Annotated in this window: 14 protein-coding genes and 1 pseudogene; all 15 read right to left on the reverse strand. The window is 43.9% G+C overall.

Annotated elements, in window-relative coordinates; genetic code table 11:
* Positions 1-12 precede the first annotated feature (12 nt).
* Positions 13-1,491, reverse strand: a complete 1,479-nt coding sequence (locus B9L23_RS12300) for an aldehyde dehydrogenase (protein ID WP_089097748.1) — start codon at positions 1,489-1,491, stop codon at positions 13-15.
* 8 nt (positions 1,492-1,499) lie between these two features.
* Positions 1,500-1,703: a 4-oxalocrotonate tautomerase gene (locus tag B9L23_RS12305; RefSeq protein WP_081188867.1), complete on the reverse strand. Its 204-nt coding sequence runs from the start codon at positions 1,701-1,703 to the stop codon at positions 1,500-1,502.
* Positions 1,704-1,705: 2 nt separating this feature from the next.
* Positions 1,706-2,512, reverse strand: a complete 807-nt coding sequence (locus tag B9L23_RS12310) for a 2-keto-4-pentenoate hydratase (RefSeq protein WP_081188868.1) — start codon at positions 2,510-2,512, stop codon at positions 1,706-1,708.
* A gap of 12 nt (positions 2,513-2,524) precedes the next feature.
* A complete protein-coding gene (gene dmpG, locus B9L23_RS12315; RefSeq protein ID WP_081188869.1) occupies positions 2,525-3,553 on the reverse strand; it encodes a 4-hydroxy-2-oxovalerate aldolase in 1,029 nt (342 codons plus the stop codon).
* A 23-nt stretch (positions 3,554-3,576) separates the two neighbouring features.
* Entirely contained in the window at positions 3,577-4,452 is an 876-nt protein-coding gene (locus tag B9L23_RS12320) for an acetaldehyde dehydrogenase (acetylating) (RefSeq protein WP_089097749.1), read from the reverse strand.
* A gap of 76 nt (positions 4,453-4,528) precedes the next feature.
* The gene (locus tag B9L23_RS12325) at positions 4,529-5,302 is read right to left on the reverse strand and encodes a 2-keto-4-pentenoate hydratase (RefSeq protein WP_089097750.1); all 774 of its coding nucleotides are present in this window, start codon (positions 5,300-5,302) and stop codon (positions 4,529-4,531) included.
* Between the two features lie 135 nt (positions 5,303-5,437).
* Positions 5,438-6,286 carry an alpha/beta fold hydrolase gene (locus B9L23_RS12330; protein ID WP_223812243.1) on the reverse strand — a complete coding sequence of 283 codons (849 nt, stop codon included), beginning with the start codon at positions 6,284-6,286 and terminating at the stop codon, positions 5,438-5,440.
* A gap of 168 nt (positions 6,287-6,454) precedes the next feature.
* Positions 6,455-7,369 (reverse strand): catechol 2,3-dioxygenase, encoded by a 915-nt coding sequence (locus B9L23_RS12335; protein ID WP_081188873.1) that lies wholly within the window; start codon positions 7,367-7,369, stop codon positions 6,455-6,457.
* 60 nt (positions 7,370-7,429) lie between these two features.
* Positions 7,430-7,852, reverse strand: coding sequence for a GlcG/HbpS family heme-binding protein (locus B9L23_RS12340; RefSeq protein WP_089097751.1), 423 nt, complete (start codon positions 7,850-7,852; stop codon positions 7,430-7,432).
* A gap of 29 nt (positions 7,853-7,881) precedes the next feature.
* Entirely contained in the window at positions 7,882-8,742 is an 861-nt protein-coding gene (locus B9L23_RS12345) for an FAD synthetase family protein (protein ID WP_089097752.1), read from the reverse strand.
* 17 nt (positions 8,743-8,759) lie between these two features.
* Entirely contained in the window at positions 8,760-9,245 is a 486-nt protein-coding gene (locus B9L23_RS12350; RefSeq protein ID WP_081188875.1) for a flavin reductase family protein, read from the reverse strand.
* A gap of 20 nt (positions 9,246-9,265) precedes the next feature.
* On the reverse strand, positions 9,266-10,771 hold the full coding sequence (locus B9L23_RS12355) for a 4-hydroxyphenylacetate 3-hydroxylase family protein (RefSeq protein ID WP_081188915.1): 1,506 nt from the start codon (positions 10,769-10,771) through the stop codon (positions 9,266-9,268).
* Between the two features lie 269 nt (positions 10,772-11,040).
* Entirely contained in the window at positions 11,041-11,715 is a 675-nt protein-coding gene (locus B9L23_RS12365) for an HAD-IA family hydrolase (RefSeq protein WP_089097754.1), read from the reverse strand.
* The gene (locus B9L23_RS12370; protein ID WP_089097755.1) at positions 11,712-12,566 is read right to left on the reverse strand and encodes a GNAT family N-acetyltransferase; all 855 of its coding nucleotides are present in this window, start codon (positions 12,564-12,566) and stop codon (positions 11,712-11,714) included. The genes B9L23_RS12365 and B9L23_RS12370 overlap by 4 nt, the downstream gene beginning before the upstream one ends.
* 73 nt (positions 12,567-12,639) lie before the next feature.
* A pseudogene (locus B9L23_RS12375) lies at positions 12,640-13,457 on the reverse strand (IS982 family transposase).
* Positions 13,458-13,490 lie beyond the last annotated feature (33 nt).

Here is a 13,490-nt window from a genome sequence, read left to right on the forward strand (position 1 = left end):
GCGGCATATGAATTATTTCAAAGCAATACAAATATTTTTTGCTTCTGTGAAAAATTCTAAGCTATGTCTTCCTCCTTCACGACCAATGCCGCTTTTCTTGAAACCGCCGAATGGAGCTCTCAAGTCACGCACGAACCAGCAATTGACCCAAATGGTACCGGCACGAACTTGATGGGAAATACGGTGGGCGCGCTGCAAATTCTCAGTCCAAATCACTCCGTTTAATCCATATTGCGTGTTATTGGCGATTTGCACAGCTTCTTCTTCTGTATCAAAAGGAATTAGCGTAACGACAGGCCCGAATATTTCTTCTTGGCAAATACGAGCTTCTGGATTTTCATGTACATAAACCGTTGGCTCCAAATAGTACCCATTTTTCAAATAGTCCGGCAGATTGGCAGGGCGCTTTCCTCCTGTAATCAAAGTCGCATTTTCTTGTTTAGCAATTTCTAAATAGCTTGTCACCTTTTTATAATGTTCTTCGCTGACAAGAGGACCCATATTTGTCCGCGGATCTTGCGGATCTCCTACAACTAATTCTTCCGCTGCTTTTTTGAAGCGAGTGACAAACTCATCAAAAATCGAGCGTTGTACAAGAATTCGGGAGCCGGCAAGGCAAACTTGCCCTGAGTTTAAGAATGCCGCTTGAATGGAAACAGGAATCGCTTTGTTAAGATCGGCGTCTTCAAAAATAATATTTGCTGCTTTTCCTCCCAACTCAAACGACACTCTTTTTAGCGTATCGGCGCCTGTTTTCATAATTGCTTTTCCCGTTGTTGTTTCTCCCGTAAACGAAATTAAGTCTACTTCCGGATGGGCAGTCAAAAACTCGCCAGTTGAATTCGGACCAAACCCATGGACGACATTGACCACTCCATCTGGAATGCCAGCTTCTTTCGCAATTTCACCGAGAAGTGAAACCGTTAATGGAGTGGCTTCCGCCGGTTTAATGACTGCCGTATTTCCCGCGGCCAAGCACGGTCCTAATTTCCATGTTGTGAGCATAAACGGAAGATTCCATGGTGTGATTAAAGCGGCTACACCGACAGGTTCGTAACGGGTATAGTTCAAGTATTCTTCTTCCATCGGGTATACTTCGCCGCCTAATTGTTCGACAAAATCTGCGAAAAACTTCAAATTATGAGCCGATCTCGGAATTTCTTTTTCAAACGCTACAGAATATGGCTTCCCGACATCCGTTGCTTCAAGGCGTGCAAGTTCTTCTCTTCTTTCCATTATAATTTCTGCCATTCTTCGAATTTTTTCGCACCGCTCTTTGACGGTCATCGTCCGCCATGGCCCTTCTTCAAACGCTCTTCTTGCCGCTTTGCACGCCCGATCGACATCTTCTTTTGTCGCTTCATGTACTTTCGCAATGACTTCCTGTGTTGCAGGGTTTTTCACTTCAAATAACGAATTGCTGCTTGAAGTTACATATTCCCCATCAATAAATAATTTAATTTCTCGTACTTTTGTATCTACCGATTTCATCACTTCATTCACTCCTTTTCATGTTCTCTTCGTTTTTTCACGGATTCTCCAGCAATTCCCCAATGTTCCAAAGGCATTTCCTGAATCATTACTCGAACACTTTCTTTCGGCGCATCCAACACTTTGCACACCGTCTCCGTCAGCTCGTAGATGAGTGCCTCTTTTTTTTCAAGAGAACGCCCTTCTAATAAATAAACTTGAATGAAAGGCATATCTATTTACTCTCCTTTCCAAAGGTGAAAGAGGCTTCAACCGAACCAAAACGGTCCAAGCTCATCGAGAATACGTCTCCTTCTTTTATTTCCACCGCGCCGGTTAACGCCCCGCTTAGAACCACTTCTCCCGGTTTAACCGATTGATCGTAACGAGAAAGTTTGTTCACCATCCAGGCAATGGCCCTTACCGGATGTCCCATCACGCTTGCACCGGCACTCGTAGAAACAATAGCCCCATTCTTTTTAAAAACCATACCAATTAAACTTAAATCTTCCCCATCATATTTCGTAAAACGTTCTCCTAAAATGAAGCGGGAAGAAGAAGAATTATCGGCAATGACATCCGCCAAAGTGAAAGAAAAATTTTGATAACGGCTGTCAATAATTTCAAGAGCCGGTGCGATGTAGGCCGTCTTTTGCAAAACTTCCGCCACGGTGACGCCCGGTCCTTTTAGTTCTTCTTTAAAAATAAAGGCAATCTCTGGTTCAATTTTTGGGTGTATTAATGTTTTCAAAGAAATGGAGCCATCGCTTTTCAGCTGCATATTCTCCAACAAAACTCCATAAGTCGGCTCGTGGACCCCCATCATTTCCTGTTTGGCTTTACTTGTCAATCCTAATTTCCAACCAACAATTTTCGTCCCTTCGTCCCGGCATTTTCGTTCAATCAATCGGTTTTGTACTTCGTAAGCAAGATGGACATCCAATTCGGGATAGCGATCCACCAGTTTAGGAATCGCCTTCCCGTGCTTTTCGGCAAGGAATAATTCATCGACGATGGAATCGAGAATTTCCGTCTTTAACATCCAATCACCTCCTTAACTAATGGTTTCTACGGTTTTTTTCTTTGCCAGCTGGGCGGCGATATCGTAAATGAAATCTTCTTGTCCCCCGACGGCTTTTCTCTTGCCTAGTTCTACTAAAATATCCCGTTCATCAACGCCGAATTTCTTGGCTGCATCTTGTGTGTGAAGAAGAAAGCTGGAATAAACCCCCGAATATCCCATAATCAGGCTTGAACCAGTGATTTCTTGAGGCCGTGGCATAAATTTGGCCACCACTTCATTGGCGACATCCATAATCGGATATAACTTTACACCTGTTTCATATCCGAGACGTTCAAACACAGCAACCATCACTTCTGTTTGTGTATTGCCGCTTCCTGCCCCTAAACAGCGCAGGCTGCCGTCAATATAAGTGGCTCCTGCTTCCACCGCGGCAATAGAGTTCGCCATCGCTAGAGATAGGTTGTTATGGCCATGGAAGCCGATCTCGCATGATAACGCCTCCCTTAATGCGGACACTCGTTCCTTCACTTCATGTGGAAGCAATGCGCCGGCCGAATCTGTCACATACACAATTTCCGCTCCGTAACTTTCAAACAATTTTGCTTGTTCGACCAGCTTTTCCACTGGAGCCATATGTGCCATCATTAAAAATCCTACTGTTTTTAATCCGAGCTTTCTTCCAAGCTCAATGTGCTGTTTCGCAACGTCCGCTTCCGTTACATGGGTTGCCACCCGCACCATTTTCGCTCCCGCTTTTACTGCTTCTTCTAAATCTTCCTTTACACCGATTCCTGGAAGAAGAAGAACGGAAACTTTAGCGTTTTTGCAGACTTCAGCAGCCGCTGCAATCAGTTCCATCTCATTCACTTTGGAAAAACCATATTGCAACGAAGAGCCGCCTAATCCATCGCCATGGGAGACTTCAAAATATTCAATTCCTGCTTTGTCTAATCCTTTTGCCACTTCTTTTACTTGTTCAATGGTGAAAGCATGTTTCATCGCATGACTTCCATCCCGCAATGTTACATCGACTAAATGAATTTTGGATGGTGTTGCCATAATCCCCTCTCCTTTCGTTTCGACTATGAAACTACCGAATTTTTCATTTTTGCCAATTCTTCTCCTACTTTTACTGCAGACGCGGTCATAATATCGAGATTTCCAGAATACGGAGGAAAATAATCACCTGCTCCTTCTACTTCGAGAAATACCGATATTCTTTTTCCGTCAAACATCGGTTCGCTCCGCAAACGGTAACCAGGCACATACGTTTGAACTTCCTTGATCATCGATTCGATGGAACGAACGATTTCTTCTTCTTTTCCCGTTTCTTCCACAAGCGCATGAATCGTGTTTCTCATAATAATCGGCGGTTCAGCAGGATTTAAAATGATAATCGCCTTTCCTTTCTTGGCTCCTCCCACTTTTTCAATGGCTCTCGCCGTCGTCCGGGTGAATTCATCGATGTTTGCTCTTGTACCTGGACCAGCGCTCTTGCTCGCAACCGTTGCTACGATTTCCGCATATTCCACTGGTACAACCCGATGAATAGCGTGAACAATTGGAATCGTTGCCTGACCGCCGCAAGTGACCATATTAACATCAGGAGCATCCAGTTCCTCTTTTAAGTTGACCGGCGGCACGACAAAAGGACCGATGGCGGCAGGGGTTAAATCAACAATTTTTTTATTTAATTTTGTTAATACTTCATGATGTTTATAGTGAGCTTTCGCTGTCGTTGCATCAAAAAGAATATCCGCCAAGTCAGGATTTTTTAAAAACCCCTCTATTCCGTTATCAATCACCGTAACTCCCCGATCTTTTGCTCTTTTTAATCCGTCCGAATGAGGATCAATCCCGATCATAACACTCATTTCCAAATATTTGCTTCTTTCTATTTTGTACATTAAGTCCGTGCCGATATTGCCGGATCCAATAATCCCTGCTTTTAATTTCATGCTCATTCCCCTTCCCATGTAACGTGTTTTTATTTTCCAACTTGCAAGCGGCATTCCCGCTATGTGCAGCGAATTTTTATATGAAGGAAACAGATACTTCACCCATATGAGCAAATTTTACGGTAAATGCATCCCCGCGAGATACAGGCACAGCGGCGGTCAATGCTCCTGATAAAATGATTTCCCCTTTATGTAAAGAAATATGATAACGGCTAAGAGCATTGGCGAGCCAGATGACGGCATGGATCGGATTTCCCATGACAGCCGCTCCGGCAGCGGTATTGATCAATTGACCATTTCGATAAGCAGCCATACCGATATGAGAAAGATCGACGTTTTCGATCGGCATCGGTTTTCCCCCGATAATGGCTCTGGCAGAAGAACCGTTATCGGCAACCGTATCTTCAAAACGAATCTTCCAATCTCTGATTCTACTGTCGATAATTTCAATGGCTGGGGCCACATATTCCGTCGCATGGATCACATCCATCATCGTGACATTGGGACCCTTTAAATCTTTCTTTAAAATGAAGGCGATCTCAAATTCTACTTTTGGCTGGATGAACTCATCAAGAAAAACATTTTCTCCATCCAACACAATCATATCGTCAAGAAGATGGCCATAATCCGGTTCCGATACTTGAAGCAAATTTTGCATTGCCTTGCTCGTCAAACCGATTTTCTTGCCAACGATGGTTCGTCCGTTTTCCAACTTATATTCCACTTGCTTCAATTGGATTTGATAAGCCTCATCTGCCGTCAAATGAGGAAAAACATTGGTAAGCGGGTCAATAGGTTTTTTCTTCTTTTCCGCTTCCAATAATAAAGCGGCGATTTCTGTAATGTTCATCATTTCCCTCCTCAAAAACGAAACTGTCGCCTTGTACTTGGCTTATTCGCGATGCAACTTAGCATTGTAAGCACAAGCGGTACAGCCAAAGAATGAATCGTAACTCCTAATTTTTACATAAATATAAAAATATTCTTAAATTTTATCCTTGAAAAAGCTTAAAAGCAAAGAATGAAAGCTATCTCTGTGCTCTACTTGCGTCCAATGGCTGCACTGTCCGTAAATCATCATTTTCACCCGCGGAAGATGTTGGGCAAGATAATAACTTGTTTCGACAGGGACGATCGGATCATTCAGACCGTGAACGAGTAAAACTTGTTGTTGAATGCGGCGCAGCGTGGCGCTTGGCAGAACGAGATCATCCACAATCTGCTGGCGAGGTGGAGGAAACATTGCTTCATATGAACGCCGCACCGCAGGATTCATCGCAGCCTCAAAGCGCATTTTGCTAATGTTGTCAAGCTGGTCTTCGATAAAACTTTCATCATAAGCAAACCAGCGAATCATTTGCGCCATTGCCTCTTTAGAAGGATCCTCATAAAATCCCCAAATGCGGTCAAGCTCTCGAGTCAATCGAAACGGAGCACCAGCCGGGCCCATCAACACAACGCGGTCAATTCGTTCAGGTGCCTCGGCCAATAAGTGAAGAGCAATAGCCCCGCCTAAAGAATTTCCTACCAAATGGGTGCGTTTGATCTCCAATGAATCAAGAAGAAGTTTTATTTGGTCTACCCATAGCCTCATCCAAGACCGTATGCCTTTCGGAGGTGAAGACGGATGTTCCGACATTCCGAAACCGATTAAGTCTGGCGCTATACAATCAAACTCTTTTTCGCTGAAAAAAGGGAGCGCATATTGCCAATTGGACCAAGCGGTTGCTCCCGGGCCGGATCCATGGATAAAAAGAATCGCTTCACTGCTCCCGATACCGGCACGATAAAAATATGTCTCATAGGCTCCGGTTTTGATACGGGTACTCGTCACTTCCTGCAAACCAAACTACCTCCTATCGAACGCTGACAGCGAATTTTTGAAACCGCACTGTTATCATTCAGTGATAGCGATGACCATTCCCATTCCTTCCTGAGCATTGTTAGTTCAAAAAGGGGCCAGTGGACACAAGCCCCTTTATCGCATCACATCTTCTTTTTTTTACGTTAATGCTTTAGAGAATGATTCAACCAGTTCTCTTCGGTGATAGAAGATGCCTGCGCCAATCTTATCTTCCGTCCATGTAATGGTCGGGAAGTCAGCATAGCTCATATAACCGCTTGCGAATGCCTCGTTTCTATTTCCAGATGGGTCAAAGAAGTAAACGGTTTGACCGCGTGTGATTCCATGTCGGGTCGGTGTAATTTCGACTTGAACATCATTTTTTGTTAAAATATCCGCTGCTTTTAATACTTCATACCAGTTATCTACATAAAATCCTGCGTGGTGGAATTTGCCATCCGGTCCTTTCACGAAAGCAACGTCATGGGCTTTATTAGTCACTGACAAAAAGCTGCCTACTAAATCTTCCCCATCTACAGTAATGATTCTCTCCGTTTGTTTAAAACCGAGCACTTCCGTAAAGAAACGTGTTGCCGTTTTCAAATCATCGCCCGTTAAAAGAGCGTGATCCAAGCGATGTGGAGCAATTCCTTTTAACCCATCCGGCCATGGATGAGGGTTGAGAGTTCCTGTCTTTGTCCCCACTTGTTCGATGTCAGTATATAATTCCATGTAATGACCTGTAGGAATCTGGAAACGAATCGCTTCTCCTTCTGCTAATCTAGCACCTTTGGAAATCCGAGAAATTGTGCATCCAAATTGTTCAATTTTATATTCTAATTTTTCCAACTCGTAAATATCTTTTACCTTAAATGCCATATGATCCATTCCAGCCGTATCGGCTTTTTGTAAAATGATGCTGTGATGGTCGTATTCGTCCCAAGCTTTTAAATATACTCGATTTTCCTCGCGTCCTGTCACTTCAAGTCCAATGACATCTGTATAATATTTAACAGATTCCTCCAAATCTAGCACACGAAGTTCCAATCGACCTAATCTTAAAATTGCGCCCATTTCAATCCTCCCTTTCTTTCAACATTTTTATGAAAAGAACACAATAACCAACGCTTTCCATTAAACCGTTTCCAATAAAGATAACGCTGCTTCGCAACAAATCCGGTCTTCTTCTTCTGAACCGCCGCTGACTCCAATTCCTCCGGCTAAATCTTTTCCGTCATAAATCGGGTAACCGCCTCCGAAAATGACAAGCTTTTCTGTATGGACAATCCCAAGGCGCAAACTCGGCTCATCTTTGATCATGTCATACCATTGATGGGTCGGAATCCCGAAAGCTGCTGCCGTATAAGCTTTATTTTGCGCAATTTGTATGCTTAAAAGAGGAGCCCCGTCCATACGGCAAAAAGCTTTCAAGTTTCCTCCTTGGTCCACAATGGCGATGTTCACTTTAATTCCAAGTTCCGTAGCCTTTTGTACTGCTTTATCAATCATTTTTTGCGCTAAGTCACTGCTGATGCTTTTTTGCTTCAGGAATGCCAACGTTGCTCCCTCCTTCTATATCAACATCGCTATCCATGCACGGATACTAAATTTTTTGTTTGCTTTTCTTCTATTTCTGGGATGAAATGGATGTTTCTAGAAATCCATTTCACTTTCACTCGAAAAATATTCCATACAGAAGGGATGGGTGGACCAAGCCAATAGATTTTTTTCTGCTCTGTTACAAGCACGCGTCCGTCGAACCATTCTTTTCCATTACCAATCGCCACATCGTAGCATCCTTTTGGCGGAATCATATAGTACCGATCCAAAATCAACTCGTCTTTTCCATCTGTACGTATCATTTTTCCTTTTGTTTCGTAAAATTCTCCCAAGTAGTCAGGAAGTTCTTCCATCAATCCTAATTGAATCTTGTTTCTAATAAGCGTGGAACTAATTTTTTCATCATTTCGTTCCACATTTTCTACTTTAGTGACAGTGATAGAGTATCCGCTGTCTTCTTCCATCGTGTCTAAACTTCCTTTTCCTTTTCGACCGTACGTAAAGTCATATCCAGCTACTGCATGTTTGATTTGCAGAGGAACTAAATATTTCCAGACAAATTCTTTCGGTTCAAGTCTTGCAAATTCAGGTGTAAATCGTATTAAATAAAAGTAGTCAACCCCTAAGCGAGAAAACTTTTTCGCTTTTTCGGCAGGCGGGAGCAAATAATGGACACGTTCTCCCGTTTTGCCGATAATTTCTTTTGGATGCGGAAAAAAGCTAATTACCGCTGTTTTTAACCCCTTTTTGTCCGCCAATTTTTTCGCGGTCTGAATAACTTTTTGATGTCCGAGATGAACGCCGTCAAAAAACCCTAGTGCAGCTACGGCAGGGCAAGAGGCAATAAGATGCAGATCATTTTTATGATCAATGGTGATCGTTTTCAATAGAATGCCTCCTCTTTTTAGCTCGACGTTTCCACTTTTTCGTTTTGGGCAAGCTGATGATATTTTCCGCTAAAAAACAGAAGCGGATCTTGCTCTGTAATTTTTATATCTGTCACTTCCCCAATGAAAAGGGTATGATCGCCTGCTTGAACTTCGTTAACAACTTGGCAGGAAATTTGTGCAAGAGCATCTTTAATGACCGGCAGTCCCCCCAGCTCTTCGAATTGCACATCTACTGGTTTTTCCAGCTGTCCGGCAAAATTCATCGAAAGCACTTTTTGATCCTGTGACAAAATGTTAACTGCATATTTTTTCGATTGTTGAATTTTTTCCAGCATTTTCGCTTTTTCTCCAATGGAAACCAACACAAGTTTCGGATTTAAGGAAACGGACATAAAGGCGTTTGCTGTCATTCCATGGACAGCCCCATTAAGCTCCGTCGTAATTACCGTAACCCCTGTTGCAAATTTCCCCATTGCATTACGAAATAAGCGATCGTCCATGTTTACCACCTCCTTTGCTGTTATTTCTGAATAAGTTCTTTTTGCGGAGACACCCAGGTATCATTGACCCAACCATGAAGGTCATAATCATCCAAAGCGGAATCGACAAACGCTTTAAATCGTTCGGAATCTCCAGTTACATCGGCAATTTTTAACGTCTCTAGACGGATGTTTTCATGGTTGCCCGCATAGTTGATTTCATAAAGTTCATGACGTCCGCCAAATTCCGTTCCGATCGCATCCCAAATCATTTTCATCAATTTCACCCGTTCTTCTGCACCAATGCCTGAACCGCGGTAATAACGATCCAAATACGGACGCAATTCCGGATTTAAGAAGTCGTTGGCGCTTGAAGGCAATTGAATGAGTCCCCCCGCTACGACTTGTTCAAAAATTTGTTTGACGCGCGGCCATACCATCGGAGCGAGCACCCGGTAAGCAGCACCGTACTGAAGATTCGGAAGCGCGACATCATTTCTCATTTCACAATTTGCTGCCATTGCTGTAGAAAGCGCCCAGAACATATTGCGGAAGGCTACGACCTCGCCGATGTTCGCCTGAACACCCCGAAATTGTTTCGTACCTGCTGCCTCCGTCGCTTTCATTAATAAGCCAACCATAAAGTCAAGCTTGACGGCAAAACGCGTACACCCCTGGAATGTAAAGCGGTTAACGAATCCCGTTTCAACAAAAAATCCATTTACTACTTTTACATTTTTATAAGCAAAAACGTTTTCCCAAGGAATAAATACATTGTCTAATACAATTACTGCATCGTTTTCATCAAAACGGCTGGAAAGCGGATAATCAAATGGAGAACCTAACGTTTTTGCAATTTGTTCATACGATTGGCGGCTGATCATTTTTACACCAGGCGCATTCATCGGTACAAAGAAGATGAGTGCATGGCTTTGATCACCGTCTCCTAAATCTTGGGCTCCATAGTTGGAAACGAAGTTGTAATGAGTTAGCGCTGCTGCCGTTCCCACCATTTTGGCACCGCTTACAACGATGCCGTCATCCCTCTCTTTTACAGCGCGGACATATACATCTTTATTTTCATGAAGAGGCTTGGAGCGGTCGACTTGCGGATTAATAATCGTATGGTTAATAAACGGAATTTCTTTTGTCGTTTTTTTGTACCAATTTCGCGCGTTGTCCTCAAAACCTTCGTAATAATCAGCAAACGCTTTCAAATGCGCTGTGAAAGAGGCTTTATAATCAGGAGTGCGCCCCATAAAGCCATAGCTCAGCTTGGCCCATTGTGCAATCGCATCTCTTGCTTCTAAAAGATCTTGAGCATTTTTAGGCTCTTTGAAAAATTTGTGAGTTCGATAACCTTCTTCAGTAGTGGTCGTTAAAATTTTTCCCATCTGTTCATCATGAAGAGCATCGTACATTCTAGCAATCGAACGAGCTGCATTTTCATAGGCAGGGTGTTTTGTTACATCATCAATCTTTTCTCCATTTAAATAAACAACCCGATGATCCCTTAAACTTTCCAAATACTCCTTTCCATTCATCATATCTTCCATCACCTTCCTAAATGAAAATTAAATTAACTACTATTTTCACTACGCTTATATGATATACTTAGTTAGAATTTTCAGACAACGACAATATTTGTCTAAAAATTCTGCAAAAATAAACAAATGTTGTTGAAAACGATAACAAAAAAAGACTGTCTCTTTGTCAAACGCCAGCGCTAGGTAGACATCAAAAAGCTGGCTATTTGAGTGCGAGACAGTCTTCCCTTCATCATATATATTTTTGTTCAACGCATCGTTTTGAACTTCTATGCTTTGTTCACCATTTCCACCCATACCGAACCAATCTCTGAAAACTGATGTATAATCACATCCGCCCCGCGCAGCTCTTCATCGTTGGCAAATCCAAACCGGCATCCAATCGACCAAATCCCATTATCCTTCGCCGCTTGAATATCGGAACGCCGGTCTCCGACCATCACCGCTTTTTCAATCCCGTAATCATTCAACAGCTGTTTGACTAACGCAGACTTCGACATCAGAGAAAACCGATCGAGGCTGTAAAAATCGATAAAATAGCGCTCGAGCAAAAAGGCGGTCCGAATCGCGGCGAGATAGCGCTGACGCCCGTTGCTTGCGACAAAAAGCGGAATTCCTTGATCGGCAAGGGCCGAAAGCGTCGTGAGCACGTCTGGGTATAACCGCCCGTTTCCTTGCTCGATTTCATCAATGATATCATCCAAAAACCATGCGGCTGCTCGGTCGCGCACCGATTCGCTTGCTTCCGGCATCAATTGGCGCCATACTTCTGAAACTGGGACGCCAAGAATCCGCAAATATTCCTCGACTGGCGTGTCCCCCTGCCACAGCCCTTCGCGGCGCAACCGATCAAACGTCTTATGCAGGGCAGGAACAAGGACGGTTTCCGTTTGAAACAGCGTGCCGTCCATATCGAAAACAATGGCAAATGGAATTTCCCTCATGTTGTTTCCTCCTTCACAAACAGCAGCAGCATCGAATCCATCACCGGCTCATAGCCGATTTCCATATAAATTTTATTCGAAGTCGGGTTGTCTAAATCGGTATAAAGAGAAGCGGTTTTATATCCCGAATCTAATAGCTGCTGCGTCAGTGCCGCCACACAATCAGAAGCGTATCCATTTTTTCGTTTTTCCAGCGGCGTATATACCCAGCCGATCGTTACATTCGTTTTCGTTGGACGGGCCCAGCGCGCCATCGAAACCGGCTCCTCATCGATCATCCATACGTATAGTTGCTGATTGGCGATCGCTCCTTGCACCGCCTGCGCCGCTTCCTCTGCGGATGTCGGGAGTTTAACATCCTCACAAAACCGGATAAACCATTGGCACAGCATTTCCATATCGCTCATTTGCGCCGGACGCAGCACGCCTCGTTTGGAGGCAGGCCTTTTCACTTTTTTCAGTGCATAAATCCGCTGTTTCATCTGAATATGGACACGGCGGTGCTGAAGCTTGGCGATCTTTTCCGCGAGCGCCGTCGCCAGCCATTTTTCGCCGATTATCCCCGGTATATTCGGATAGCTTTCGTACAGCTTTTTCGCGATTTCCTCTATTTCTTCGGTCGCAAATGGCAACGATTTTGACAAAATAAGCTGGCGCGGATGCGTTTGCAACAGGACAAGCGCCAGCTTACCATCTTTGTTCACTGTTCCCATATACAACGGCTTCTGTTCCGGCTTCATATTCATGATTACACCTAATGGCAAGTTGTTTTCCCCTTCATGTTGCTCAAGAAACGGCAAGACATCCCGTTTGAACAGTGAGAAATCGCTATATCGCCGCAATTCAAGCATCGCTTTCCCCTCCCTCTATGTATCTATTTGAATTTTCAAAACTATTGTTATAACCCGTGGTGCTAGTTGAGTCTTAACGCTCAACTAGCCCAAGAACAACAAGCGAGTAAGCCAGTAAAATACCATCCAATGCCGTTTCAAATCCGGAAACCGAGTTAGCTCGAATCTCGGTGATCCGATACGGATCGACTAAAATCGAAAACACGGTTTCAACCACTTTGCGTTTTCGTTTCATCCACTGTTTCCATGCGTCCGATTGGCGAATTCGCTGATTTTTTCGAACAGGCGTCCAAAAAGCGAATCGGTGCTCTTCGTACGGCTTCTTTTGTAGCTTTTGACTGATATACCCTTTGTCGCCTAGGTTATACGGATGTGGAATTTGCGTCATGACGGTTTCAGCGGCCACTCGGGCGTGACAAGACGCTTCGGTGACGACATATCTCATCGGAAGCCCCTGGTCGGTGACCTGCAGATGAAGCTTCAACCCATAGAAAGCGATCTTTTTGGAAGCACAATAGCCAATATCGGCGATTCCACGAAACCGTTTGACGCGATACATTCGGGCTGAATGACACAGCTCGATCGGCAAGCTGTCCACGACCGTATACGCATGGTGTTGCCCGCGCTTGGCCAGCTGGTGCCGCATCCACTTGATCGCAAAGCCAAGCGCCCGGCAGCGACGGTTGTACCGAGAACGTTCAGGGAACAAGGCCTTGGGGAACAAATTCCCGATCACAAACCGATGCCAAGCCGTTCGGAAGTGAAGCCCAACAATTTTCCGAGGACATGGACGGTGATGATGACCTCGTCCTTCTGTTTCAACAAATGAAGATTTCGACGTTGAAGATGAATCTGGATACTCGATAGTTGAGCGGATACAAAACACAAAATCGATACAGTGTGAGTAAAATGTTTGTGGGAAAA

This window comes from Parageobacillus galactosidasius (genome assembly GCF_002217735.1).
GTDB lineage: Bacteria > Bacillota > Bacilli > Bacillales > Anoxybacillaceae > Parageobacillus_B > Parageobacillus_B toebii.

Bases quoted from the DNA above. Each gene is read 5' to 3' on its own strand.
- B9L23_RS12310 (WP_081188868.1), bottom strand. From the start codon at position 2,512: ATGTTAAAGACGGAAATTCTCGATTCCATCGTCGATGAATTATTCCTT.
- B9L23_RS12335 (WP_081188873.1), bottom strand. From the start codon at position 7,369: ATGGGCGCAATTTTAAGATTAGGTCGATTGGAACTTCGTGTGCTAGAT.
- dmpG (WP_081188869.1), bottom strand. From the start codon at position 3,553: ATGGCAACACCATCCAAAATTCATTTAGTCGATGTAACATTGCGGGAT.
- B9L23_RS12365 (WP_089097754.1), bottom strand. From the start codon at position 11,715: ATGAGGGAAATTCCATTTGCCATTGTTTTCGATATGGACGGCACGCTG.
- B9L23_RS12320 (WP_089097749.1), bottom strand. From the start codon at position 4,452: ATGAAATTAAAAGCAGGGATTATTGGATCCGGCAATATCGGCACGGAC.
- B9L23_RS12355 (WP_081188915.1), bottom strand. From the start codon at position 10,771: ATGATGAATGGAAAGGAGTATTTGGAAAGTTTAAGGGATCATCGGGTT.
- B9L23_RS12370 (WP_089097755.1), bottom strand. From the start codon at position 12,566: ATGCTTGAATTGCGGCGATATAGCGATTTCTCACTGTTCAAACGGGAT.
- B9L23_RS12300 (WP_089097748.1), bottom strand. From the start codon at position 1,491: ATGAAATCGGTAGATACAAAAGTACGAGAAATTAAATTATTTATTGAT.
- B9L23_RS12350 (WP_081188875.1), bottom strand. From the start codon at position 9,245: ATGGACGATCGCTTATTTCGTAATGCAATGGGGAAATTTGCAACAGGG.
- B9L23_RS12325 (WP_089097750.1), bottom strand. From the start codon at position 5,302: ATGAACATTACAGAAATCGCCGCTTTATTATTGGAAGCGGAAAAGAAG.
- B9L23_RS12305 (WP_081188867.1), bottom strand. From the start codon at position 1,703: ATGCCTTTCATTCAAGTTTATTTATTAGAAGGGCGTTCTCTTGAAAAA.